28 protein-coding genes are annotated in these 22,645 nt (G+C 40.8%); 10 read left to right on the top strand and 18 right to left on the bottom strand.

Translation table 11 applies throughout. From position 1 onward, the window contains the following. Positions 1 to 11 precede the first annotated feature (11 nt). From HWE15_RS01255 to HWE15_RS01215, 9 genes are all read right to left on the bottom strand, one after another. Positions 12 to 380, bottom strand: coding sequence for a hypothetical protein (locus HWE15_RS01255; protein WP_290505680.1), 369 nt, complete (start codon positions 378 to 380; stop codon positions 12 to 14). Between the two features lie 59 nt (positions 381 to 439). Further along, positions 440 to 622 carry an Arc family DNA-binding protein gene (locus tag HWE15_RS01250; RefSeq protein ID WP_290505679.1) on the bottom strand — a complete coding sequence of 61 codons (183 nt, stop codon included), beginning with the start codon at positions 620 to 622 and terminating at the stop codon, positions 440 to 442. Then, positions 615 to 1,118, bottom strand: coding sequence for a hypothetical protein (locus tag HWE15_RS01245; protein WP_290505678.1), 504 nt, complete (start codon positions 1,116 to 1,118; stop codon positions 615 to 617). The genes HWE15_RS01250 and HWE15_RS01245 overlap by 8 nt, the downstream gene beginning before the upstream one ends. Before the next feature lie 2 nt (positions 1,119 to 1,120). Beyond that, positions 1,121 to 1,969, bottom strand: a complete 849-nt coding sequence (locus HWE15_RS01240) for an SPFH domain-containing protein (protein ID WP_290505677.1) — start codon at positions 1,967 to 1,969, stop codon at positions 1,121 to 1,123. 118 nt (positions 1,970 to 2,087) lie between these two features. Next, the gene (gene ftsY / locus HWE15_RS01235) at positions 2,088 to 3,044 is read right to left on the bottom strand and encodes a signal recognition particle-docking protein FtsY (protein WP_290505676.1); all 957 of its coding nucleotides are present in this window, start codon (positions 3,042 to 3,044) and stop codon (positions 2,088 to 2,090) included. A gap of 88 nt (positions 3,045 to 3,132) precedes the next feature. Then, positions 3,133 to 3,285: a DUF4295 domain-containing protein gene (locus HWE15_RS01230; protein WP_189584633.1), complete on the bottom strand. Its 153-nt coding sequence runs from the start codon at positions 3,283 to 3,285 to the stop codon at positions 3,133 to 3,135. A gap of 34 nt (positions 3,286 to 3,319) precedes the next feature. Beyond that, a complete protein-coding gene (rpmG, locus tag HWE15_RS01225) occupies positions 3,320 to 3,502 on the bottom strand; it encodes a 50S ribosomal protein L33 (RefSeq protein WP_259414097.1) in 183 nt (60 codons plus the stop codon). Positions 3,503 to 3,531: 29 nt separating this feature from the next. Next, positions 3,532 to 3,774 carry a 50S ribosomal protein L28 gene (gene rpmB, locus HWE15_RS01220; RefSeq protein WP_290505675.1) on the bottom strand — a complete coding sequence of 81 codons (243 nt, stop codon included), beginning with the start codon at positions 3,772 to 3,774 and terminating at the stop codon, positions 3,532 to 3,534. A 100-nt stretch (positions 3,775 to 3,874) separates the two neighbouring features. Continuing rightward, on the bottom strand, positions 3,875 to 4,033 hold the full coding sequence (locus HWE15_RS01215; RefSeq protein ID WP_290505674.1) for a DUF5522 domain-containing protein: 159 nt from the start codon (positions 4,031 to 4,033) through the stop codon (positions 3,875 to 3,877). 69 nt (positions 4,034 to 4,102) lie between these two features. Between HWE15_RS01215 and rocD the strand changes: the two genes are divergently transcribed. The 4 genes from rocD (at position 4,103) to hemB (ending at position 8,718) form a co-directional block, all read left to right on the top strand. Then, positions 4,103 to 5,371 carry an ornithine--oxo-acid transaminase gene (gene rocD, locus HWE15_RS01210; RefSeq protein ID WP_290505673.1) on the top strand — a complete coding sequence of 423 codons (1,269 nt, stop codon included), beginning with the start codon at positions 4,103 to 4,105 and terminating at the stop codon, positions 5,369 to 5,371. Between the two features lie 69 nt (positions 5,372 to 5,440). Beyond that, the gene (locus HWE15_RS01205; protein ID WP_290505672.1) at positions 5,441 to 6,091 is read left to right on the top strand and encodes an HAD family phosphatase; all 651 of its coding nucleotides are present in this window, start codon (positions 5,441 to 5,443) and stop codon (positions 6,089 to 6,091) included. Between the two features lie 116 nt (positions 6,092 to 6,207). Beyond that, complete coding sequence (locus tag HWE15_RS01200) at positions 6,208 to 7,425, top strand: porin (protein WP_290505671.1); 1,218 nt, start codon at positions 6,208 to 6,210, stop codon at positions 7,423 to 7,425. A 324-nt stretch (positions 7,426 to 7,749) separates the two neighbouring features. Continuing rightward, positions 7,750 to 8,718 (top strand): porphobilinogen synthase, encoded by a 969-nt coding sequence (hemB, locus tag HWE15_RS01195; RefSeq protein ID WP_290505670.1) that lies wholly within the window; start codon positions 7,750 to 7,752, stop codon positions 8,716 to 8,718. A gap of 54 nt (positions 8,719 to 8,772) precedes the next feature. Here hemB and HWE15_RS01190 read toward each other — a convergent pair whose 3' ends face one another. Beyond that, positions 8,773 to 9,147: a co-chaperone GroES family protein gene (locus tag HWE15_RS01190; RefSeq protein ID WP_259414082.1), complete on the bottom strand. Its 375-nt coding sequence runs from the start codon at positions 9,145 to 9,147 to the stop codon at positions 8,773 to 8,775. A 118-nt stretch (positions 9,148 to 9,265) separates the two neighbouring features. Then, complete coding sequence (dnaK, locus tag HWE15_RS01185) at positions 9,266 to 11,182, bottom strand: molecular chaperone DnaK (RefSeq protein WP_290505669.1); 1,917 nt, start codon at positions 11,180 to 11,182, stop codon at positions 9,266 to 9,268. Between the two features lie 427 nt (positions 11,183 to 11,609). Between dnaK and HWE15_RS01180 the strand changes: the two genes are divergently transcribed. Beyond that, entirely contained in the window at positions 11,610 to 12,416 is an 807-nt protein-coding gene (locus tag HWE15_RS01180) for an MOSC N-terminal beta barrel domain-containing protein (RefSeq protein WP_290505668.1), read from the top strand. Between the two features lie 5 nt (positions 12,417 to 12,421). Here HWE15_RS01180 and hemE read toward each other — a convergent pair whose 3' ends face one another. The 6 genes from hemE to truA form a co-directional block, all read right to left on the bottom strand. Next, positions 12,422 to 13,447: a uroporphyrinogen decarboxylase gene (gene hemE, locus HWE15_RS01175; protein WP_290505667.1), complete on the bottom strand. Its 1,026-nt coding sequence runs from the start codon at positions 13,445 to 13,447 to the stop codon at positions 12,422 to 12,424. 103 nt (positions 13,448 to 13,550) lie between these two features. Beyond that, complete coding sequence (locus tag HWE15_RS01170; protein ID WP_290505666.1) at positions 13,551 to 14,084, bottom strand: hypothetical protein; 534 nt, start codon at positions 14,082 to 14,084, stop codon at positions 13,551 to 13,553. A 78-nt stretch (positions 14,085 to 14,162) separates the two neighbouring features. Continuing rightward, positions 14,163 to 14,681 carry a hypothetical protein gene (locus HWE15_RS01165; protein ID WP_290505665.1) on the bottom strand — a complete coding sequence of 173 codons (519 nt, stop codon included), beginning with the start codon at positions 14,679 to 14,681 and terminating at the stop codon, positions 14,163 to 14,165. Between the two features lie 3 nt (positions 14,682 to 14,684). Next, a complete protein-coding gene (locus HWE15_RS01160) occupies positions 14,685 to 15,269 on the bottom strand; it encodes a hypothetical protein (RefSeq protein ID WP_290505664.1) in 585 nt (194 codons plus the stop codon). A 41-nt stretch (positions 15,270 to 15,310) separates the two neighbouring features. Then, complete coding sequence (locus HWE15_RS01155) at positions 15,311 to 17,083, bottom strand: ABC transporter ATP-binding protein (protein WP_290505663.1); 1,773 nt, start codon at positions 17,081 to 17,083, stop codon at positions 15,311 to 15,313. A gap of 6 nt (positions 17,084 to 17,089) precedes the next feature. Continuing rightward, complete coding sequence (truA, locus tag HWE15_RS01150) at positions 17,090 to 17,848, bottom strand: tRNA pseudouridine(38-40) synthase TruA (protein ID WP_290505662.1); 759 nt, start codon at positions 17,846 to 17,848, stop codon at positions 17,090 to 17,092. 104 nt (positions 17,849 to 17,952) lie between these two features. Here truA and HWE15_RS01145 point away from each other — a divergent pair, with 104 nt between their 5' ends. From HWE15_RS01145 to HWE15_RS01125, 5 genes are all read left to right on the top strand, one after another. Then, positions 17,953 to 18,429, top strand: coding sequence for a DUF4293 domain-containing protein (locus tag HWE15_RS01145; protein WP_290505661.1), 477 nt, complete (start codon positions 17,953 to 17,955; stop codon positions 18,427 to 18,429). 111 nt (positions 18,430 to 18,540) lie between these two features. After that, positions 18,541 to 19,650, top strand: coding sequence for an aminotransferase class I/II-fold pyridoxal phosphate-dependent enzyme (locus HWE15_RS01140; protein ID WP_290505660.1), 1,110 nt, complete (start codon positions 18,541 to 18,543; stop codon positions 19,648 to 19,650). Between the two features lie 121 nt (positions 19,651 to 19,771). Further along, on the top strand, positions 19,772 to 20,164 hold the full coding sequence (locus HWE15_RS01135; protein ID WP_290505659.1) for a hypothetical protein: 393 nt from the start codon (positions 19,772 to 19,774) through the stop codon (positions 20,162 to 20,164). Next, entirely contained in the window at positions 20,161 to 20,997 is an 837-nt protein-coding gene (locus HWE15_RS01130; RefSeq protein ID WP_290505658.1) for an MBL fold metallo-hydrolase, read from the top strand. The genes HWE15_RS01135 and HWE15_RS01130 overlap by 4 nt, the downstream gene beginning before the upstream one ends. A 103-nt stretch (positions 20,998 to 21,100) precedes the next feature. Continuing rightward, on the top strand, positions 21,101 to 22,192 hold the full coding sequence (locus tag HWE15_RS01125; protein ID WP_290505657.1) for a 6-phosphofructokinase: 1,092 nt from the start codon (positions 21,101 to 21,103) through the stop codon (positions 22,190 to 22,192). Here HWE15_RS01125 and HWE15_RS01120 read toward each other — a convergent pair. Next, positions 22,189 to 22,626, bottom strand: coding sequence for a DUF2214 family protein (locus tag HWE15_RS01120; RefSeq protein WP_290505656.1), 438 nt, complete (start codon positions 22,624 to 22,626; stop codon positions 22,189 to 22,191). The two genes, HWE15_RS01125 and HWE15_RS01120, sit on opposite strands and share 4 nt — an antisense overlap. Positions 22,627 to 22,645 lie beyond the last annotated feature (19 nt).

Here is a 22,645-nt window from a genome sequence, read left to right as displayed (position 1 = left end):
AAAAGGCGGTGTTACCCGCCTTCTTCATATTCCTTGATTTGTTCTTTTAGTTTTTCAATTTCTTTTTCCAGCTTCTCTACTTGCTTTTCTTGCCTTTGGATCGATTTAGTCTCGCTCGAAACTTGTTTTGGAGAAAGCTTTCCGGCTGTGTTGGACTTGTTAAATTTATCTCGACTATTCTGAAGCTTTTTCTTTGCCTTTTTTAGCTTTTCCTCATTCTTAGCTAATTTTTCTTTTGCCTTTTCATACTTTTCAGCTGCTTTGGCATCTTTAAGTTCTTCTTTGGTAGGTTCAATGCTTTGTCCTGACGATTGGTTTGGTGTCAGAAAAAACACAGCCACAAGAAGAAAACCTCCGAGTCCGATTTTTAAATATTTCATAATTGGAAAGGTTTGTATAAAATTATGAAAATCAAATAGATAAGAAAAGAAAGTTGGGTTTATTCAGAAAGGTCCTCTTCACTTTCTCCTTTCTTTGGAAGCCGATTGGCTTTTTTCAAAGCTTCTCGAATAATCCATTCCAGCTGTCCATTGGTACTGCGGAATTCATCGGCAGCCCATTTTTCAATAGCTTTCATGGTTTCTTCGCTGATCCGAAGCGCAAATGCTTTCTTTTTACTCATTGAAATCTTCCTCCTGCCAATAGTTCAAAAAGGCTTTCAATTCTGCGTCTTTCTGAGTCCCGATCATTATTTTCTTTTTTTCACCGGCTAGAATAGAAAGCCCCTTATCTCCAATGATACTGTATGCTTTCGTGGTACGGTTACCCTTTATTCCCCAGCCTCCAAAATCACTGATAGGTGAGTAGCTGATGACTTCTATGGATCGGATTTGGCTTTTGGGAATGGTCCGCCACTTGTTGATAAATGGAATAAACCGATAATGAATGCCAACTTCATCGATCCTGCTGTCTAATCGGATATTCATGAGTAGCAGGAAGGTAAGCCCAACAATTCCGAAAATCGCTGCTATGGCCATCGCCATTTCTGTTGGATCTGAGTTTTGGCTTTTCATAATGGTGAAAACCAAGATAACCATGGGAATTTCGGTCATCAAAATCAAGTACATGATCCAGGTGCCTCGGTATGTTTGGCTCTCATTGAATACCTGCCGTGCCATTTTTATTGATTTAAAGTACCTACATTCAAGACTGGGTTTGCACTTTTATCCGAACAAAGAACTACCATTAGGTTGGAAACCATGGTTGCTTTTTTCTCTTCATCAAACTCGATGATGTCTTTTACTTTAAGATCCTCAAGAGCCATCTCTACCATTCCTACAGCACCCTCAACGATTTTCTGACGTGCAGCTACAATAGCAGTAGCTTGCTGACGCTGAAGCATGGCTGAAGCAATTTCAGAGGCGTAAGCCAAGTGAGAAATCCGAGCTTCAATCACTTTGATTCCTGCATGGTGCAATCGTTCTGAAATCTCCTTTTCCAGTGAATGGTTTACCTCTTCTACCCCGGACCGAAGTGTAACTTCAGCATCCTCATCTTCAAAATTGTCATACGGATACAAACCAGCCATTTTTCTGACTGCGGCATCTGATTGTAAGTGTACAAAGTTTTCGTAGTCCTCTACATCGAAAGTGGCTTTGAAGGTGTCTTCCACTTGCCAAACTACGATCGTTCCAATCATGACTGGGTTTCCAATTTTGTCGTTGACTTTAAGAGGCTTGTTTTCAAAGTTTCTTACTCGCAAAGAAATTTTCTTTTTGGTCATAAATGGGTTAACCCAGAAAAAGCCGTTGGCTTTCACCGTGCCCTTATAATCACCAAAGAGTAACAAGACCATAGCCTTATTTGGCTCGACAATAAAGTAGCCTGGTATGAGCAGGATGAAGACTAGAACGCTGGCTACTCCTAAGATTGGGAGTCCATTCAAAAATGAATAAGGTACCAATGGGATCATAATAAGATCCAAAAGGAGAATCAGGTACCCGGACGATGGTTTGATTATTTTTTCCATATTGATATGATATTAATTTGATATCATATTGAATTACGGAAAAGAAAATGAAAGGTTCAAGAATTTTCAAAAAAAAATCCCTGCAGAACAGGGATCTATTTGTGAGTGTCAGAAGAGATTATTTTTTCGAGAAAAGTGAGTCTACGAATTCCTTTCGATTGAAAATCTGTAAATCGCTCATTTTCTCTCCCACACCAATGTATTTCACGGGGATTTTAAATTGGTCTGAAATTCCGATCACTACTCCACCTTTGGCAGTACCATCTAATTTGGTGATGGCTAATGAACTTACTTCGGTTGCTTTTGTAAATTCCTTTGCCTGTATAAAGGCATTCTGTCCTGTTGATCCGTCTAATACCAATAAGATCTCATGTGGCGCATCAGGAATAAACTTCTGCATAACGCGTTTGATTTTTGAGAGCTCATTCATGAGGTTGACTTTGGTGTGAAGTCTCCCTGCTGTATCTATAATGATCACATCTGCTCCTTGCTCTTTTCCGAGCTTGACAGTATCAAAGGCAACGGAAGCCGGATCAGTATTCATTCCGTGTGAAACGACAGGAACTCCAACTCGCTCTCCCCAAAGAATCAATTGATCTACGGCAGCGGCCCGGAAGGTATCGGCCGCACCTAGGATTACGGATTTGCCATTGCTTTTGAAAAGATTAGCTAATTTCCCAATGGTTGTTGTTTTTCCAACTCCATTGACACCGACAACCATAATGACATAGGGCTTCTGATCCTCAGGAATATCAAAATCCAAAAAGTCCTGTGAATTGTTTTCTTCCAAGAGTGCGATAATTTCTTCTCGAAGGATTGTATCCAATTCTTCAGTGTTGAGGTATTTATCACGGGCAACGCGCTCTTCGATCCTTTCAATGATTTTAATGGTCGTATCAACCCCTACATCAGATGTGATAAGGATTTCTTCAAGTTCGTCTAAAACCTCTTCGTCTACCTTTGATTTTCCAACGACAGCTTTACTGAGTTTGGAAAAAATAGATTGATTGGATTTTTGTAAACCCTGATCCAGGCTTTCCTTCTTTTCTTTCGAGAATAATCCAAAGATTCCCATGATGTGAATTTTTGATGGAAAATAATAAAAAAGTCCCTACTGACCGAAGTACAGAGGGACTTAAATGCATTACGATGCCGTTGGCAAATTATTTTTTCAAAGTTTCCTGAACCATTGTGGTAGGTACCATTTCTTCTTTGAAGGTATAAGCGCCGGTTTTATCAGATTTAACCGCACGGATTACCTTGGCGTAAGTCACACCGCCTTCTTTTTTCAGGGTTGCTACTACTTTCTTAGCCATATCTTCTTTCGTTTACGGATTACTCCGGCTTAGATTATTTAATTTCTTTATGAACAGTGACTTTCTTAAGGATAGGATTGAATTTTTTCAATTCCAATCGCTCGGTCGTGTTCTTTCTGTTTTTAGTGGTGATGTACCGAGAGGTACCTGGCATGCCAGAGTCTTTGTGCTCTGTGCACTCCAAAATCACTTGTACTCTATTTCCTTTCTTAGCCATCTTTCTGAATGTTTATCGCCGAGACTTTATTATTTGATTACGATCATTCCATTATCCTGCGCTTCTTTCAATACCGCAGAGATACCTTTTTTATTAATCGTCTTCAATGCTTTGGTGCTAACTTTCAATGTAATCCAAGCATCCTCCTCTGGAACATAGAAGGTTTTCTTATGAAGATTTGGGTAAAATCTACGCTTGGTCTTGTTATTAGCATGGGACACATTGTTACCTACTTGAGGTCTTTTTCCGGTAATGTCACAAACTTTTGCCATGATTCAGTATCGTAAATGTATGCGTTTCACTAATGAGTCTGCAAATATCGGAACTTTTTGGGAATTAACAACAAAGCCCTAGAAAATATTGCCTGAGTTTTTACCCTTTTGGATAAGGGCAATGCTTACACCCGCTTCCACAGCAGTATCCTCGCTTCCGATGATATTTTTCAGTAAATACCATAAGCCCTTGCTCGTTGAAATAATAGTCCCCAGGTTCTAGCGTTGGAAGCTTCCCGCTATTCTTTTGGCTTTTCATAAGAAGGGCTGTAAGGCAATTGTTATATTTGCGAGAGTCAATTTTAACAGCCCAAAATTACAAAAATTCATGGAGACTATTACTTCTAGCCATCAAGCCATTTCTCTCGAAGACCAATACGGTGCACATAATTACCATCCTTTACCTGTAGTGTTGTCCAGAGGCGAAGGGGTTTTTCTTTGGGATGTAGAAGGAAAGCGATACTATGACTTTCTTTCTGCTTATTCCGCGGTAAATCAAGGTCATTGTCATCCTCGCATCCAGAATGCCTTAATCGAGCAAGCTGGAAAATTGACGCTAACCTCCAGGGCTTTTCATAATGATGTATTAGGTCCATTTGAAAAATATATCACGGAATACTTTGGCTTTGATAAGGTGCTTCCCATGAATACGGGAGCAGAAGGTGTAGAGACCGCAATCAAAATTGCAAGAAAATGGGGCTATGAACGAAAAGGAATAGCCGAAAACCAGGCCAAGATAATCGTTGCTGAAAATAATTTTCATGGTCGAACGACTACAATTATTTCTTTTTCAAATGATGCAAACGCCAGGAAAAATTTTGGGCCTTACACAGAAGGCTTTGTCCGAATACCTTATAATAATATTGATGCCTTAAAAGAGGCTTTGAAAGATCCTTCCGTTGTAGCTTTTCTCGTGGAGCCTATTCAGGGAGAGGCAGGGGTTTATACACCGGCAGATGATTATGTTCGGAAAGTGAAAGAAGCATGTGCTGAAAAAAATGTATTGTTTATTGCGGATGAGATCCAAACTGGTATTGCCCGAACCGGCTCTTTGTTGGCGGTGTGTGGCAATTGCACTTGCGAAGGACACTGTGAGCGACAAGAAACCTATACCAAACCGGATATGCTGATTTTGGGGAAAGCCATTTCAGGAGGGTTTTATCCTGTATCTGCCGTCTTGACGGATAAGGAAATCATGGATGTCATAAAGCCTGGCCAACATGGGTCCACTTTTGGAGGGAATCCATTGGGGACGAAAGTAGCGCTCGCTGCTTTAGAAGTGGTGCGGGATGAAAAGCTCGCACAAAATGCACGCAAGCTGGGGAAGTTGTTTCGGGAGCGGATGCAAAAGATGGTTGAGAAGTATGCAATTGCAAAACTTGTCCGTGGAAAAGGACTGTTGAATGCCGTGGTCATAAATGACAGTGAGGATAGTACTACAGCTTGGGACATTTGTATGAAACTGGCTGAAAATGGACTACTGGCAAAGCCTACTCATGGAAACATTATTCGTTTCGCACCTCCTTTGGTGATGACAGAAGAACAACTGCATGAATGCTGTGATATCATTGAAAAAGTAATTGCGGAATTCAATTAATAGGATTTAATCATTTTGAAGAGGTCGCTTTTCTAAATTCAGGTAAGCGACCTCTCTATTTATTATCAGATGGGAAAAGCTGTAATTTTCGATATGGATGGGGTGATTTGTCATACCAATCCTTTTCATTCCAAAGCCTTTCGGATTTTTTTTGAAAAAAGGAATCTATTTCCGACCGAGGAGGAGTTTGCTCAGCATATGTATGGGAAAAGCAACTCCTATATATTAAGCCATTTTTTGGGGAGAAAGATAGAAGGGGAAGAGCTTTTAATTTTAGAAGATGAAAAGGAAAGTCTATTTCGAGAAATTTACCAGCATCATGTAAGTCCCATTGCGGGTTTCGATTCATTTTTTAAAGAGTTGAAAAAATTAGGATTACGGACTGCCGTAGCTACTTCAGCGCCTTATGCCAACCTAGAGCTAATTGCCGGAAAGCTCGATCTTTTTCTGCATTTGGACTCTGCATTAGCTAGTGAGCATGTTACAAAACACAAACCTGATCCTGAGGTATATCTGAAATCCGCTGAAAATTTATCAGTTTATCCCGACAATTGTATCGTTTTTGAAGATTCTTATTCAGGTGTGATGGCTGCAAAGAATGCAGGCATGAAAGTCGTGGGGGTCTTGTCCTCTCACAAAAAGGAGGAACTTCCAGTCTGCCATGCCTATATCCATGATTATGTGCATTTAAGTCCAGAATTTTTATTTGATCTTCTATGATTTAATAAATCATACTTAGTTCAAGTAATGATTTGTTAACAATCCCTTCATCATAAATAAACGATAAGATTGGACATTTGCATCACTGTACATTTCATTACCCATAAGAAAAACTTATGAAGCGATTTCTGCTCGCTTCATTGCTATTCTATTTAGGAATGGTGATGACGGCTCCTCATGCAAGGGGGGAGCAAGAAGATTCTTTGCTTAATTCTGCAAAGAAGCAAACTGTTGTGCCCAAGGGATGGTATGAAAACCTCCGAATTAGAGGCTATGCTCAATTACGGTACAATGGTTTATTTGAAACCAATCCGGATTTAAAATGTGACCAATGTGATAAATCTTGGGGTGGTGACGGTGGAGGATTTTTCTTTCGTCGAATTCGGATCATTTTTTATGGTCAAATTCATCCAAGAGTGTATTTCTATATCCAGCCTGATTTTGCCTCAGGAGGAGGTAATTTCGGACAAATTAGAGATGCCTACTTTGATGTAGGTTTGGATTCAAAAAATGAATTCAGATTAAGGATTGGTCAATCAAAAGTTCCATTTGGATTTGAAAACCTTCAGTCCAGTTCCAACCGATTGCCCTTAGATAGAAATGATGGGTTGAATTCTGGGATGCCCAATGAACGGGATTTAGGAGTTTTCTTTTACTATGCTCCAACAGAAATTCGGGAGCGGTTCAGCTATTTAACCTCGTCAGGTTTAAAGGGCTCTGGTGATTACGGAATGTTTGGATTTGGGATTTTTAATGGCCAAGGGCCAAATAATCAAGATAAAAATAAAAATGTCCATGTGGTTGGGAGATTTACCTACCCTTATCAGTTCAGCTCAGGCCAAATTTTTGAAGCCTCCTTCCAAGCTTATACCGGAAAATATGTAATCACTAGAAATCCAGCTACCGATTTCACTCAAACCGAGTTTGAAGAATATCGCTATGGTCCTTCACTGATTTTATATCCTCAACCTTTTGGTTTTCAAGCTGAATATAATTGGGGAAGGGGGCCTGAATATGATCCTGCCACAAATGACGTGAAAGATGCACCTCTAAACGGTGGGTATGCTATGTTGAATTATAGAATCCTATCGGGGAGCAAGGTTTTCATTCCTTTTACAAGGTATCAATATTATAAGGGAGGTAAGAAATTTGAACTCGATGCTACAAAACATCGGGTTAAAGAATTAGAGATCGGAGTGGAGTGGCTATTTAATAAAAATTTCGAATTGGTAACGATGTATACCTTTTCGGACAGAACCTTTGAAAACTCTCTGAATCCGGATAATAGACAAAAAGGAAGTCTTTTAAGATTGCAGGCTCAAGTCAATTTCTAAAAAGTTGATTTGATTCTGATTGCTAAAAAGGTGAGGGCCATACCTCACCTTTTTTGTTTTATTTATTTGATAAAAAGGATCGAAGCTTCATTTCTAAAATTCAAGAAGGAATCAAGGCATGGTTTACTATTCCTCAACTTTTGGAGACGGCAAAACCGGAAATTGATTTTGTTAAAATTCATAACCTAGGTACATCAGAATTTCATAAAATAGGGATTATGAAGGAAAAGAAAAGTAGGGGAAGCCATTGAGAAGAAGCATTTCTTGAAATCTCTTTCGATTGGAAGTAGTTCATTGTAACTTTGATTCACATTATTAAATGTTATGAACAGAAGACCTAGGAGAAATCGAAAATCTGAAGCAGTTCGAAACCTTGTTCAAGAAACCAAGGTGGGAGTGGAAGATTTAATCTTTCCCCTTTTCCTTGTTGAAGGTGCTGGAAAGAAAATAGAAGTAGATTCGATGCCAGGTATATTTCGATTTTCTATCGATACCATGCTTCACGAGATCGAATCTTGTTTGAATCTCGGAATTACCACTTTTGATGTTTTTCCAGCTTATCCTGAGTCTTTAAAGGATCCTTTTGCAAAAGAAAGTTATAACCCGGAAACATTTTATCTAAAAGGGCTGCGTGAAATCAAAAAGCAATTTCCTGAAGTATGCTTGATGTCCGATGTAGCCATGGATCCCTATAGTAGTGATGGTCATGATGGTATCATTCAAAATGGAAAAATATTGAATGACGAGACATTAGAGATTCTTGCCAAGATGTCATTAGCACAAGCTGATGCCGGAGTGGATATATTGGGTCCGTCGGATATGATGGATGGGAGAGTGGGGTTTATCAGAGAGGAATTGGATCAACATGGATTTACAGAGGTTTCCATTATGTCTTATACAGCAAAATATGCAAGTGCATTTTATGGACCTTTTAGGGATGCTTTGGATTCCGCTCCAAAGTTTGGAGATAAAAAGACGTATCAAATGGACCCCTCAAATGTGCAAGAAGCCTTAATTGAGGCAGATTTGGATATGGAAGAAGGAGCCGATTTTTTAATGGTGAAGCCTGCCTTGGCTTATTTGGATGTCATAAAATTATTGAAAGATAACTATCCGCTTCCTATAGCAGCCTATAATGTTTCAGGAGAATATAGTATGATCAAGGCTTCCGCTGCGAGAGGGTGGATTGATGAAGATCGGGCTATGATGGAGACACTTACGGCAATAAAACGGGCTGGCGCAAAGATCATTTTAACCTATTTTGCAAAGGACTTTGCAAGCTTAAATCGATAAAATTTTATGAAGGTGAATACCTCATACAAAAGACCCAGATTCTGGGTCTTTTTTTTAAAGTTCTTGTTCTCGTTCGAGCATTAGGATTGCTCCTTGGGAAACAATGTAATATTTTTCTCCTTCATACATCACTTCATGTGCTCCAGACAAAAGGAATATCGCTAAATCTCCCTCTTTTGCTTGTAATGGTACATATTTAACTTTTTCATCATTATCCATCCAAGGCTCATGGTCTTCTACAGGCATTGGGATGGGATAACCTGGGCCGGTTTTTATGATATACCCTTGCTGTACTTTCTCTTTTTCCTGTACTCCAGGAGGAAGATAAAGTCCCGTTGATGTTTTTTCGTTGGGTTTCTTAAGCCGGATAAGTACCCGGTCTCCCACTACGATTAGCTTTTTCAGCTTATTGTCAGGGGTCAATTGCATGGTTTCAAAATCAAAAGTGAAAGAAAGAAAGCCAAGATTCCGATTAGGGAGTCTTGGCTTTTGAATGCCAAAAGCACCCGAATAACTATCGGGTGCTTTGATTATTGGTTTAGCAAAATTACTTCTTGTCTTCGCTAACCTCTTCGTAATCTACATCAGAAACTCCGTCTCCGCTATCGCTAGCACTTGAAGCACCTGCATCAGCTCCTGGCTCCGCTCCAGCTCCTTGTGTAGCGTTGTAGATTTCCTGAGAAGCTGCTTCCCAAGCTTTATTCAATTCTTCCATTCCTGAATCAACCCCAGTCAAATCTTGAGACTGGTGTGCAGCTTTCAATTTGTCCAAAGCTCCATTGATGGCAGTTTTATTACCTTCAGAAAGCTTGTCACCATAATCTTTCAACTGCTTTTCAGTTTGGAAAATCAAGCTGTCAGCTTGGTTAAGTTTCTCGATCTTTTCTTTTTCTGCCTTATCTGCCGCAGCATTTGCTTCAGCTTCTTTCTTCATTCGGTCAATGTCCTCTTGAGAAAGTCCAGAAGAAGCTTCGATCTTGATTTTCTGCTCTTTACCAGTTCCTTTATCCTTTGCAGATACATTGAGGATACCGTTTGCATCAATATCAAAAGTTACTTCGATTTGAGGTACTCCTCTTGGTGCAGGTGGAATATCGGTCAACTGGAATCTTCCGATGGTTCGGTTATCCTTCGCCAAAGGTCTCTCACCCTGTAGAACATGAATATCTACTGCTGGCTGATTGTCGGCTGCAGTGGAGAACACTTCGGATTTCTTGGTAGGAATGGTAGTGTTAGCTTCAATTAATTTGGTCATTACTCCACCCATGGTTTCTATACCAAGAGACAAAGGAGTTACATCCAAAAGAAGCACATCTTTCACTTCCCCAGTCAATACACCGCCTTGAATCGCAGCGCCGATGGCAACAACTTCGTCAGGGTTTACACCCTTAGAAGGCTTTTTGCCGAAGAATTTCTCAACTTCCTCCTGGATCTTTGGAATTCGTGTGGATCCACCTACCAAGATTACTTCGTCAATTTCAGAAGGGTTTAATCCAGCATCCTGAAGCGCTTTTTTACAAGGCTCCATGGTTCGCTTCACCAAATTGTCTGATAATTGCTCAAACTTCGCTCTGCTTAAGTTTCGCACCAAGTGCTTAGGACCCGTCTGCGTAGCAGTGATGTATGGCAAGTTGATTTCAGTAGAAGAGGAGCTGGAAAGTTCGATTTTGGCCTTTTCAGCTGCTTCTTTTAATCTTTGAAGAGCCATTGGATCTTTTCTAAGGTCAATTTGCTCTTCTGCCATGAATTCATCGGCAAGCCAGTTGATGATTACTTGGTCAAAGTCATCACCTCCCAAATGAACGTCACCGTTGGTTGATTTCACTTCGAATACACCATCACCTAATTCAAGGATTGAGATATCGAATGTACCACCACCAAGGTCATACACAGCGATTTTCATATCCTGGTTTTTCTTGTCCATACCGTAAGCCAAAGCAGCAGCGGTTGGCTCGTTGATGATACGCTTCACTTCCAATCCGGCAATTTGTCCGGCTTCTTTGGTTGCTTGGCGCTCTGCATCATTAAAGTAGGCTGGAACGGTAATAACTGCCTCTGTTACTTCTTGACCCAAGAAGTCTTCAGCAGTGCTCTTCATTTTCTGAAGAATCATTGCAGAAATTTCCTGTGGGGTATAGGAACGGTCACCGATTTTAATAGCTACGGTGTCATTTGGTCCTTGCTCCACTTTGTAGGAAGCGTGCTTTTTCTCTTCGGAAACCTCAGAGAATTTTTTACCCATAAATCGCTTAACAGAAGAAATGGTATTCGCTGGGTTGGTGATGGCCTGACGCTTGGCAGGGTCACCTACTTTACGCTCGCCATTTCCGTTGTCAAGAAATGCAACGATAGACGGGGTAGTTCTTCTTCCTTCACTGTTTTGGATGACTACAGGCTCATTTCCCTCCATTACGGCTACGCAGGAGTTGGTGGTACCCAAGTCAATGCCTATAATTTTTCCCATGATTATAAATTTTATTTAGTTTCAAATTCAGTTATTTCCTACGCTTCAATGCTTATGCCAGCCGATATTTTCGATTTTTTTGTGTCACAATGTCAGATTCAATGGCAGTTTGAGCTTTTTATTCCTTCAATATGGCACCCTGGGTTTTTGAAAAGCTGAGATTGTGGCAGGATTTTTTTTGATTTGAATGCAACCTTATGAGCGTTTCATTCATCTTTTTGATATGAGAGAATTTTTTGGCAAGAAACGCAGTCAAGACCGGTTAAAATGGACCATGATCTTACTTTTATTGGTCGTTTTTGGGATGATGTCCCGAATCGGTTTTGGACTTCTGCTTCTAAAACAGTGGTTTTTTTAAAACAATCACCCCACAGCAAATCAATATTCAGGGTAGACAGGTTAACTTGCTAACCTTACTTTTATAAATATGGATCTACTTATTATTAAGGATATTTATATCTATCCCATCAAATCATTAGGAGGAATTCGTTTAGAAGAAGCAATGGTGGAGGAAAAAGGGTTTCGTTATGATCGCCGTTGGATGCTGATTGATGAGGAAGGGGTTTTTGTGTCCCAGCGTTCCTTTCCAGCCTTGGCTTTACTTCAGGTAGCACTTGCCCCGGAAGGGCTTTCAGTTTTTCATAAACAGAACGCGAAAAAATCAATTTTAATCCCCTATAACTTAGAAAGTGATGAGGCGGTGTCGGTGGTTGTGTGGGATGATACGATGACTGCCAAATTGGTTGATGCCAAGTTTAATCGGTGGTTTTCCGAATTTTTAGGAAAAGAAGTTCGACTTGTAATTATGCCAGATTCCACTCGAAGGTTAGTCAGTCCTAAATATGCAATCAACAAAGAAGCCGTCAGCTTTGCAGATGGCATGCCCTACTTGCTAATTGGTCAGGAATCTCTAAACGACTTGAATAGAAAGTTGGAGGAACCGGTATCAATGGACAGATTCCGACCCAATTTAGTTTTTTCGGGTGGAGAGGCATTTCAGGAGGACTCTTTAAAAAAGATTAAAATAGGGGCGGTCGAATTTCAGATAGTAAAGCCTTGTGCGAGGTGTGTGATGACTACTGTAGATCAAGAAACTGGTGAAATTGGCAAAGAGCCACTCCGTACCCTCTCCTCTTATAGAACCAAAGCAAATAAGGTCCTTTTCGGACAAAATATGGTTGCTTTGGGTGAAGGAGTTGTTAGAATAGGTGATGCTCTTTTTCCAATTGAATAATCGGCTTAGCGAAATTCTTTCACGGTCTGGATAAAGACTTTGACCATCTCCGGATCAATATCAGGATAAACTCCATGTCCCAAATTGGCGATGTGTCGGCTTCCTCGAAACTGCTTCATCATATTTTGAGTAGCCTGTCGTACTTGCTCAGGAGATCCGTAAAGAGCTGCTGGATCGAGGTTTCCTTGAAGGGTTTTGTTAGCTCCAATCAAGTTTCGGGATTCAGCAACTCCCATATTCCAATCCAAGCCGATTGTCTCACAATTTAATTTACCCATAGCCTCCCGTGCAAAGAAGGCACCCTTTGCAAAAACAGTTTTTGGAACCTCTTTGATTGCATCACAAATCTGTGAAATGTATCGAAGGGAAAATTCTTCATATTGATCTGGGCCTAGAATTCCAGCCCAAGAATCAAAAACTTGAATCAAATCGGCTCCTGCTTCAATTTGAGCTTTTAGATAGTTGATCGTACTATCGGTAATCATTTGAAGAAGGCGATGCGAAAAATCTGGTTGTCGGTAAAGCATAGCTCTGGCTTTTGAAAAAGTCTTGCTTCCGCTTCCTTCAATCATATAAGCAAAAATCGTCCAAGGCGCACCTGCAAATCCAATTAAAGGGACCCTGCCATTTAAATTTTTCTTGGTGATCTCGATAGCCTTGATCACATAGCTTAAATCATTCGCGCCGTCTGCAATCCGTAATTTTTTTAGATCCTCTTCGGAAGAAACCGTGTTTGGGAACCAGGGGCCTCTTTTTTCAACCATTTCATAAGGTAAACCCATGGCCTCTGGAATTACCAGGATATCGGAAAAAATAATAGCGGCATCTACTCCCAAAAGATCTACAGGTTGAATGGTTACTTCAGCCGCCAATTCAGGGGTTTGGGCTAATTCAATAAATCCTGAAACTGATTCACGAACGGCGCGATATTCTGGGAGAATACGACCCGCTTGTCGCATCAGCCATACTGGCGTTCGTTCTACTTTTTCACCTTTTGCTGCTCGAAGCAGTAGATCATTCTGGAGTTGCATGCTGCAAAGATAGGAAGCAAATAATATTTGGAATGAAAAAAAACAGGATTGAATTCATCGTTCAATCCTGTTGTAGTAAATAGTTGGTTTAGTAATGTGGTATTTAATTTTTTGATTTAGGTTTCAAAGGGATAAAATCCTCTTCTTCTAAGCCTAGTAACTTGGTTACAGCTTCGTAATCCGAGAAGTCAATACGGGAACCAGCAAAATCTGCCGGTACAATTACGATTCGAAAGAGTTGATTGTCTGTCCAATCCGAAGCGAGAAGACTATAATCTATCGGCCCGTCCAAAAAGACTGAGAAGTCAAATCGTGTAAAGTCATAATTGTACATCAAAACACCTTCTTCAAAGAAAATAGTTTGTGGAAGTGGTCTCCAGATAGGCGTATTTCCATCTTGTTCCCATCGAAGGTAGATCAATACCACATCACTTTCTAAAATGGCAGGATCAAATTCAAACAACTCACGGTAATCGTTAGCTTCAGTAAAATCCACGTCTACTTCAAAGGCTTCCCCTACAATAGTGACGCCGTCTAGTCCATCTTGTCCTGGAGGGCCCGGAGGTCCAACAGGGCCTTCACAGGCTTGGAATGCAACCATAGTTGCGAAACCAAATATTGCAATTAGTTTTTTCATAAAATTTTATTTGGCTTAGTAATAATTAATGTCACGAAAATTTCAGAAATAGGTTTGGTTAAAAAATGTAAAAAGGTTTTAATCTTTCATAGGAGCAATCACATGTACCTCATTTTCAGAGACTATCTTATCAATAAAAATTTCAGATAATTCCAGATTTGCAGAATCTGCAAAGGCATTTATGGCATTTTTCACCTTTTCAGGCCCTGGCATTACCCAGCGATTTCCATGAATTTTGGCAAGTAAATATTTACTTTCTTCGAAAATTCGTTGTTCGAATTCTTCACCTACTAGCAATTGATCCAAGCCCACAAAGACTTCCATAGTGTCTAATTTTCCTGCAGGTTCTACTTGATAAATCGTATGAAGAAAACTACCTGGTCGAAGTGCTTTTTCTGTTTCAATTTTTTCAAATGCAGTTCGCAAAGAAGGGTCTTGGGGAGTTCCTCGATAATGGATTCCGGAGAGCGGGGCAGGTTTTTGATTAATCAGCGAAATTTCAATGGGGTTATTGCCGCCCAGATAATTGAACAAGAATAAACCTCCCAGCCCCAAAACCGCAAGAGAAATAAGGATTATAATAAACTTATTTCGCATGATTTAGAATAAATACCGAACTCCTATTCCTCCTTGACCTTTGATATGGCCAACACGATCCAGTAATTCCAAAAACATTCCGACCTCCGCAAATACTGAAAGGGGTAATTCGTCAAAATAGTATTCGCCTCCTACAAAAGCCTCAGGACCAAAATCAACATTACTTCGTTGTTCATTGAAAGTTCCCCCATTCTCACCCGCACCAAGATTGTAGGTATAATTTACCTGAGTAGTCCGAAGTTGTGCTCCTGCTCCTGCATAACCCAATAAATAACCTTGGGAGATGTCAAAAACATCAGTGAAATCTTCATGATAGGCTACACGCCCATGGATAGAGACGCCCTTGCTCGCACTGTGACCGATATAGAAAGCATTGGAGCTAGGAGGGTTGTTTTCAAAATCTCGCTGATAATAACCGGGACCATTAATTCCGCCACTTCCAATCATCACTTCCCAAGAAAAGTAATCATCAAAGAAATCTTTGTATGTCAAACTGAACGGTTCTCCAAGTCGGATTCCAGCTCCTCTTTCCTGTGCTAATCCTAAAAAAGGCAATAGGAATAGCAAAAATGCTAATCTGTGTTTCACGGTATTCTAGTTGGTTTAGGTTAGTTCAAGCAAATTCCAGGCTAGATTGCCATGGTCTTGAGTTGCATTTGATGCAATTGGGTGTAATAGCCTCCTTTTTCAAGAAGTTCATCATGTTTACCCTGTTCTACAATTTCTCCCTTATGCAAAACAATAATTTGATCGGCCTTTTGGATCGTGGACAATCGGTGAGCAATCACGATTGAGGTTCGTCCCTTCATCATTTTTTCAATAGAGTCTTGGATTAGCTCCTCTGTTTCAGTGTCAACAGAACTGGTAGCCTCATCTAAAATGATAATTTCTGGGTTGTAGACCATCGCTCGGACGAAGGAAATTAATTGCCGTTGTCCTACTGATAAGGTGGCACCTCTCTCCATCACATTGTAATCCAAACCTCCCGGAAGGCGTTCTATAAATTTGCGGGCTCCCACCATTTCGGCAGCTTCCAATACTTGTTCGCGGCTGATATTGGGGTTCCCAAGGGTGATGTTGTAGTAAATGGTATTTGAAAACAAGAAAACATCCTGAAGTACCACGCCGATGTGTTTTCGCAAGGTACCTAGTTCAAAATCCCGAATGTCGGTTCCATCAATGATAATTGCACCTTTGTTGATTTCATAAAAGCGAGAAAGGAGATTGATGACCGATGATTTCCCGGCTCCAGTAGCACCAACAAGCGCAATTGTCTGCCCGCTTTTGACAGAAAAATTGATGTTTTTCAGTACATAGTCTTCATCCACGTAAGCAAACCAAAGGTCTTTAAATTCAATATTGCCTTTGATCTTTTCAGGTTTAAAATCTCCCTCATTGGCAATATGTTCATCGCTGTCTAAAAGTTTGAAAATCCGGGAAGAACTGACTACGCCCATTTGAAGCGTGTTAAAGCGATCTGCAATCATCCGGATAGGTCTGAAAAACAATTGCAGGTACATAATAAAGGAGATCAAGACTCCGACTTGAAGTTCCATTCCCAAAACGCCCACAGCACCATACCAAACAACCAAGCCGATTCCGATTGCCTGAATGATTTCTGCAACAGGAAAGTAAATGGAATAATATAAAACGGATCGAATATGGGCTGCTCGGTGCTCTCGATTGATTTCCTTGAATTTTTCAAACTCCCGATCCTCTCGGTTGAAAATCTGGACAATATTCATCCCCGTTATGTGTTCCTGAAGAAATGAATTCAAGTTGGAAACAGCATTCCGAACATCGTTGAAGGTGACTTTGATTTTTTCCTTGAAAATATAGGTTGAGATAATCATCAGCGGAAGCGTACATAGACTGACGAGTGTAAGCTTCCAGTCAATGTAAAACATCACACTCAATATGGTCACCAATTGAAGAAGATCACCGATGATGGCAGCCAATCCTTCGCTAAATACATCCGCTAAAGTTTCTATATCGGAAATATTTCGAGTGACCAGTCTTCCAATGGGGGTGTTGTCAAAGAATTTGAGTTTAAGTCTCAATAAGTGGTCGAACAATTTGATGCGGATATCCCGAATGATAACCTGACCGATCCATCCCGAGTAGTAGGTATGAGCCCATTGAACGACAGCCTGCAGGATCATCAGCCCAATCAATATATAGACCATTCGGACTAAGCCTTGACTATCCCCGATGGCAATGTGCTCGTCAATGGCTATCTGTATGAAATAAGGTCGGGTGGGAGCTAAAATTGCCAAGGAAATGGTCAAAAACACCAAAAAGTAAAATTGAAGTTTGTAGGGCTGCACATAGCGATACAGCTGCTTCAATACTTTGGTGTCTACAATTTCACCGGATGAGGTTTTTTCTTTCTCTAAGCTCAAGTCTTTTCAGTCTATGTAAATTTCTCGGGGGTAAATTACCCGATTTAGAAAAAGCCCTTTTGCTGGGGCTGCTTTTCCTGCATTGCTTCGATTTTTGGACAGGATTATTTCCCGCATACTTTCGGGAGATTTTTTTCCAAGGCCGATTTCTATCAAAGTTCCAACAATTGTGCGTACCATCCCACGCAAAAATCGATTGGCGGTTATATGAAATAACAATTCCTCTTCTTTTTGTTCCCAACGGGCAGAGAGAATATGACAACGGAAATGATTGACTTCCGTTTGGACTTTGCTAAATGCTTCAAAATCCTGCTCTCCAATAAGGTATTGGGTAGCTGTATTCATTCTTTCCAAATCGAGTTTTCCAAAAAGCGTCCAAGCCAGTTCATCCATGAAGGGATTTTTTTGGAAAATTATTCGATAAAAATAAGACCGCTCAAGGGCATCAAATCGAGCATGCGCATCCGGTTTGACAGGTCGAATTGCTTTAATTCCTATGGATTTGGGAAGTATGCCATTCAAGCCCTTGATTAATTTTTCAGGATCGAAATCTGAATCCGAATCAAAATGACAAACTTGATGACTGGCATGAACCCCAGTATCCGTTCTCCCACTGCCCATGATGGTCATGGTTTTTTTGAAATAGGTGGACAGCGCTGATTCTATGGATTCTTGAACCGAAAATGCATTTTGCTGGATCTGCCAACCGTGAAAAGGCTTCCCGTGATAGCTTAATTCCAAGAAAAAGCGGTTTGTATGGCTCATAGCCCACAAAGATACAATTCCCCTAGGATTCCTTGTTCCAGTTTTTGGAATTACCTTGTGAAAGCGAGGATTTGGGCTTTTCTTTGCCTAAAAATTATACGATCATGATACAGCGAATTCAATCCATTTTTTTGTTTTTGGTAGTGATTTGCATGGGGGCTAGCCTCAGTACCCTTTACTGGAATCAAATTCAATCCGATGGTGGCAATACTTGGGAGTTGACCGCCTTTATGCTTACTGAACTGGATGGTTCCGGTGAAGTTGTCACCTCCAAATCGACTTGGTATATGGCTACCATGGCGTCTTTTTCAGGACTTTTGGCTTTGATTTCCATTTTCCAATATAAAAAACGGACCCGTCAGATGATGTTCAATATGATCAATAGCTTGATCATGGTGGGATTGGTTGTGGCTGTTTTTTTAACCACCAATAAGGTGAATTCCGAAATCAATGCGGTAGAATCAGGGTCCTACCAGGCTGGTTTTTGGGTGATTTTAGCTGCGATGGTATTTAATATGCTAGCCAATCGGTTTATTCGAAAAGATGAAGCCTTGGTTCGGTCGGTAGATCGGATTCGATAAGTAAAATATTTAGAGCCGGCTATAAGCCGGCTTTTTTATTGAATAATGTGACAAAACTCAAGCAATTTTCTCAGGGCATTTTTTATTTTTCGACAAATCAATGACAAAGCCATGAAATTCGAAACAAGAGCCATTCATAAAGGGAACCATATCACTGATAATACGGGCTCAGTAGTCCAACCTATTACCCTGAGCACCACTTTTGAACATGGAAATGAGGCAGGTTTACTATATACCCGTGCCGGTAATCCTAATCGACTGGCTTTAGAAGAACTCATTGCTTCCCTAGAGCAAGGAGTGGATGCTGCGGCTTTTTCATCAGGAAATGCAGCCGGTACTGCGGTATTTCAGGCTCTCGAGCCTGGGTCTCATATTATCGCGCCAGATGATATGTACCACGGCCTTCACAATTCTATGACCATGCTTTTCAAGGGAATTCATGAAGTGAGTTTTGTGGATATGAGCAAATTGGAAGAAATCAAAAAAGCAATTCGCCCAACTACTCGACTCTTTTGGGTAGAAACCCCTTCCAACCCTTTATTGAAAATAACGGACATTCGAAAAGTGGCAGAGCTTGCTCATGAACAAGGAGCAATTTTAGCTTGTGATAACACCTTCGCGACACCCGTTTTTCAAAATCCGCTGCTTTTGGGGGCAGATATTGTCATGCATAGCAGTACCAAATATTTTGGAGGCCATAGTGACTTATTGGGAGGAGCTTTGGTTACGAAAGTAAAAAATGATTTTTGGACACGAATCAGAACTGTGCAACGAGTAGGTGGAGCCGTTCCATCCCCTACAGATTGCTATTGGTTAGGTCGAAGTATTAAATCGCTTGCCTATCGAATGAAAGGTCATGCGGAGCATGCGGCCATTTTAGCGGAATATTTTCTTGCCCATCCAAAGGTTGAAAAGGTTTTCTACCCCGGCCTTACCAATCATCCCGGCCATGCTATAGCTGCATCTCAAATGAGTGGTTTTGGAGGAGTGGTTTCCATTCAAGTGAAGGGAGGGGCTGCCGCTGCGGATAAGTTAATCAGTGAGCTTCACCTCTTTGCAAATGCCACCAGTTTGGGAGGCATAGAAAGTTTGATTGAGCGTCGGGCTGCTGTAGAAGGTCCTGATACCTTGACTCCTCAAAATCTCATTCGTGTATCCGTAGGATTGGAGCATACGGATGATCTTTTGACTGATTTAGATCAGGCTTTCTCAAAAATATAACGGTGATGGAGACTTTAGGGAATCAATAAAAAGTATTCTTTTGCATGTTTTTTTTACTCAAAACATCAATTTTTAAAGAAATTTATTAACTTCTGTTTCATTTTTAACTTAATCCCCGCTTATGCCTGCACAACCCTTAGAGTTGATTTTAGGGAGGCAATTTGTCGATACCCTTTCTCTGCCGGCCTTTTTGGTTGATCCAGAAGGTAACTTATTGTTTTATAATGAGCCTGCAGGGGTGATTTTTGGGTTGAACTTTGGAGAAACTGGCGGAATGCGCGTTGAGGAATGGTCTACTGTTTTCACCCCTTTTGATGAATATGGAAAGCCTATAGATCCGGAAGAACTCCCTTTGGTCAAAACGCTTCGTAACCAAACCCCGAATTCAGGTTCTTTCTATATCCATAGCATGAATGGGGATAAAATTCATATTAAAGTAAATTCTTTTCCAATAATTGCTAGGCCTGAGCGGTTTTTAGGTGCGTTGGCTTTGTTTTGGAAGACAGACCCATGATGAAAATAAGAGTCTGGGGTTGTCGCGGTTCACTCCCTGCGCCAGGACCAGAGAATAATTATTATGGAGGGAATACATCCTGTGTCGAAGTCACTGATGGAGAGACCTGTTTAATTTTGGATGCAGGGTCAGGTATTCAGCGATTAGGACGCTTTATTGATCCCAAGATTAAGGAAATCCATATTTTACTAACCCATCTGCATATAGATCATACCATGGGGATGGGGTTTTTCCTACCATTGTATAATCCTTCCGTAAAAGTGCATTTTTGGGGGCCAAGTTCATCGGTTACCCCACTATTGTTGCGGCTACGAAGATATTTCTCTCCTCCCTTTTTTCCAGTCCGGTTGGCTGATTTACCAAATCACCCGGAAATTCACGAACTGGCTTTCAATGATTTTTCGATCGGCGAATTTCAAATTCATTCCGAATATGTATGCCACCCAGGCCCAACCTTAGGTTTTCGAGTCCGATTGGGTAAAAAGACCTTCGCTTACATTCCGGACCATGAAGTCCGATTGGGATCAACCCACTTTCCAACCAATCCAGAGTGGACCAGTGGATTTGAGCTGGCAAACAAAGTTGATTTACTATTCCATGACGGGGGCTACACGGTTCCTGAATATGAGCAGAAGTTAGGTTGGGGCCATAGCGCTGTGGAAGATACCTTGGATTTTGCAACGCTTTGTCAAGTGAAGCATTTGGCAATCTTTCATCATGAACCCAATAACACCGATGCCCAACTAGAATCAATATTTGCTGATAGCATGAAGGGAAAGGATTTGGGATTTGAAGTTGAACTTTGTCGGGAAGGCGCAGAGTATTTCCTGTGATATTATCCTGGATATTGACCTAAGTTTGATCCAATCCTGGTCATAAATTTGATTTTCACTCGGTATTTTCCCTTTTTGTAGCATTCTAACTTAATTTTTGAATATGAAGAAAGTGTTGGTCGCAACAGGTGGTGGGGATTGCCCTGGATTGAATGCGGTGATTCGAGGAATTGCAAAACGCGCTTCCCGAGAGAAAGACTGGGAGGTTTGGGGGAGTTATGAAGCCTTCAATGGAATTATGGATAGCCCGCCAAGAATCGTAAAGTTGGATGAATCCAATACAGGTGGTATTCATGTACAAGGAGGTACCATTATCGGAACTACTAATAAAGGAAATCCGCTTCGGTTTCCGGTCAAACAAACTGATGGTTCGGTAAAATTGGAAAATCATCTCCAGTTGTTAATTGATAGAATCAAGGAATTGGGATTTGATGCGGTGATCAATATAGGAGGCGATGGTTCTCAGGAGATATCCCAAGCATTATTCGAGGCAGGAATACCTATTGTTGGAGTTCCCAAAACCATTGACAATGATCTTTCTTCTACTGATTTCACTTTTGGATTTCAGACTGCGGTTCAGATAGCTTCTGATTCCTTGGATCGACTAGTGACGACAGCGGCAAGTCACCACCGGGTCATGATTATGGAAGTGATGGGACGCAATGCGGGCTGGATTGCTTTGTATACCGCTATATCTGGAGGTGCAGAAATCTGTTTGATTCCTGAAATACCCTATGATTTAGATAAAGTCATTCAAAAGATCCGAGCGCGATATGATGATGGAAGAGGCTTTGTGAATATTGTGATTGCTGAAGGTGCTCATGCGAAAGATGGCACCGTAACAGGTGTGGAGGGTGAAGCAGGAAGGCAATCGGTTCGGTTAGGAGGAGTTGCTTTTACCTTAAGCCAGCAGTTAAAAGATGCAGGATTACAAGCTGAAATCAGGGAAACGGTATTGGGACATATCCAGCGTGGAGGAACTCCGATTGCTTTTGATCGGGTCATTGCTTCTGTTTTTGGAGTGAAGGCGATGGAATTGGTTTTGAATCAGAAATTTGGGCAATTAGTTGTTTTGAGAAATAATGATTTCAGTGCTGTTCCAATTAAAGAAGCTATCAGTACCTATCATGTGGTGGATCCAAAAGGAACCCTAGTACAAGCAGCAAAAGGTTTGGGGATTTGTTTTGGGGGTTAAAAAATTCGGATTCCTTTGGCCATCAAGCCAGCTAAGACAGGGATGATGGATAACAGAATTAATTCCATTCGAATGGACCAAATAATCCCCTGAGGGATCAAAACTTTTTGACTTTGCTTTCCTTTTGCTTGTCGAATAAAAAAGATAGTTGGATAAATAGAAATTAGTCCAATCAAAATAAACAGAGTCAATTTGAGATGGAAGGTTGGGTTTTGACTGTAAAACTCAGTGGGTTTTCCATACCCTCCCAACCAAAGTGAAAGACCTACAATAAGTAAGGAAAGAGCAGAAATCCCATAAACGGCATCGATTCGGCTAAGCAATTTGATTTGTTTCTTTGTAAGGCTCTTGTCGAGAAGAAAAAATTCTGCGAATAAAGTTCCGGCTAGTGTAAATACCGAGATAAAGTGGAGGTAACGAAGGAGGAGTTCCATAGTCTCATGAAATTGAATC

The organism is Algoriphagus sp., from assembly GCF_013373065.1.
In the GTDB taxonomy this organism is placed as follows: domain Bacteria; phylum Bacteroidota; class Bacteroidia; order Cytophagales; family Cyclobacteriaceae; genus Algoriphagus.
Note: the sequence above shows the minus strand (reverse complement) of the source record. Positions and strands in the feature narration are given on the sequence as shown.

Bases quoted from the DNA above. Each gene is read 5' to 3' on its own strand.
- HWE15_RS01130 (WP_290505658.1), top strand. From the start codon at position 20,161: ATGATGAAAATAAGAGTCTGGGGTTGTCGCGGTTCACTCCCTGCGCCA.
- HWE15_RS01250 (WP_290505679.1), bottom strand. From the start codon at position 622: ATGAGTAAAAAGAAAGCATTTGCGCTTCGGATCAGCGAAGAAACCATG.
- rpmB (WP_290505675.1), bottom strand. From the start codon at position 3,774: ATGGCAAAAGTTTGTGACATTACCGGAAAAAGACCTCAAGTAGGTAAC.
- HWE15_RS01240 (WP_290505677.1), bottom strand. From the start codon at position 1,969: ATGGAAAAAATAATCAAACCATCGTCCGGGTACCTGATTCTCCTTTTG.
- ftsY (WP_290505676.1), bottom strand. From the start codon at position 3,044: ATGGGAATCTTTGGATTATTCTCGAAAGAAAAGAAGGAAAGCCTGGAT.
- HWE15_RS01140 (WP_290505660.1), top strand. From the start codon at position 18,541: ATGAAATTCGAAACAAGAGCCATTCATAAAGGGAACCATATCACTGAT.
- HWE15_RS01180 (WP_290505668.1), top strand. From the start codon at position 11,610: ATGGATCTACTTATTATTAAGGATATTTATATCTATCCCATCAAATCA.
- HWE15_RS01215 (WP_290505674.1), bottom strand. From the start codon at position 4,033: ATGAAAAGCCAAAAGAATAGCGGGAAGCTTCCAACGCTAGAACCTGGG.
- HWE15_RS01230 (WP_189584633.1), bottom strand. From the start codon at position 3,285: ATGGCTAAGAAAGTAGTAGCAACCCTGAAAAAAGAAGGCGGTGTGACT.
- HWE15_RS01205 (WP_290505672.1), top strand. From the start codon at position 5,441: ATGGGAAAAGCTGTAATTTTCGATATGGATGGGGTGATTTGTCATACC.
- HWE15_RS01190 (WP_259414082.1), bottom strand. From the start codon at position 9,147: ATGCAATTGACCCCTGACAATAAGCTGAAAAAGCTAATCGTAGTGGGA.
- rocD (WP_290505673.1), top strand. From the start codon at position 4,103: ATGGAGACTATTACTTCTAGCCATCAAGCCATTTCTCTCGAAGACCAA.
- HWE15_RS01165 (WP_290505665.1), bottom strand. From the start codon at position 14,681: ATGCGAAATAAGTTTATTATAATCCTTATTTCTCTTGCGGTTTTGGGG.
- HWE15_RS01255 (WP_290505680.1), bottom strand. From the start codon at position 380: ATGAAATATTTAAAAATCGGACTCGGAGGTTTTCTTCTTGTGGCTGTG.
- hemE (WP_290505667.1), bottom strand. From the start codon at position 13,447: ATGCAACTCCAGAATGATCTACTGCTTCGAGCAGCAAAAGGTGAAAAA.
- truA (WP_290505662.1), bottom strand. From the start codon at position 17,848: ATGAGCCATACAAACCGCTTTTTCTTGGAATTAAGCTATCACGGGAAG.
- HWE15_RS01145 (WP_290505661.1), top strand. From the start codon at position 17,953: ATGATACAGCGAATTCAATCCATTTTTTTGTTTTTGGTAGTGATTTGC.
- HWE15_RS01170 (WP_290505666.1), bottom strand. From the start codon at position 14,084: ATGAAAAAACTAATTGCAATATTTGGTTTCGCAACTATGGTTGCATTC.
- hemB (WP_290505670.1), top strand. From the start codon at position 7,750: ATGAACAGAAGACCTAGGAGAAATCGAAAATCTGAAGCAGTTCGAAAC.
- HWE15_RS01120 (WP_290505656.1), bottom strand. From the start codon at position 22,626: ATGGAACTCCTCCTTCGTTACCTCCACTTTATCTCGGTATTTACACTA.
- rpmG (WP_259414097.1), bottom strand. From the start codon at position 3,502: ATGGCTAAGAAAGGAAATAGAGTACAAGTGATTTTGGAGTGCACAGAG.
- HWE15_RS01135 (WP_290505659.1), top strand. From the start codon at position 19,772: ATGCCTGCACAACCCTTAGAGTTGATTTTAGGGAGGCAATTTGTCGAT.
- HWE15_RS01200 (WP_290505671.1), top strand. From the start codon at position 6,208: ATGAAGCGATTTCTGCTCGCTTCATTGCTATTCTATTTAGGAATGGTG.
- HWE15_RS01125 (WP_290505657.1), top strand. From the start codon at position 21,101: ATGAAGAAAGTGTTGGTCGCAACAGGTGGTGGGGATTGCCCTGGATTG.
- dnaK (WP_290505669.1), bottom strand. From the start codon at position 11,182: ATGGGAAAAATTATAGGCATTGACTTGGGTACCACCAACTCCTGCGTA.
- HWE15_RS01245 (WP_290505678.1), bottom strand. From the start codon at position 1,118: ATGGCACGGCAGGTATTCAATGAGAGCCAAACATACCGAGGCACCTGG.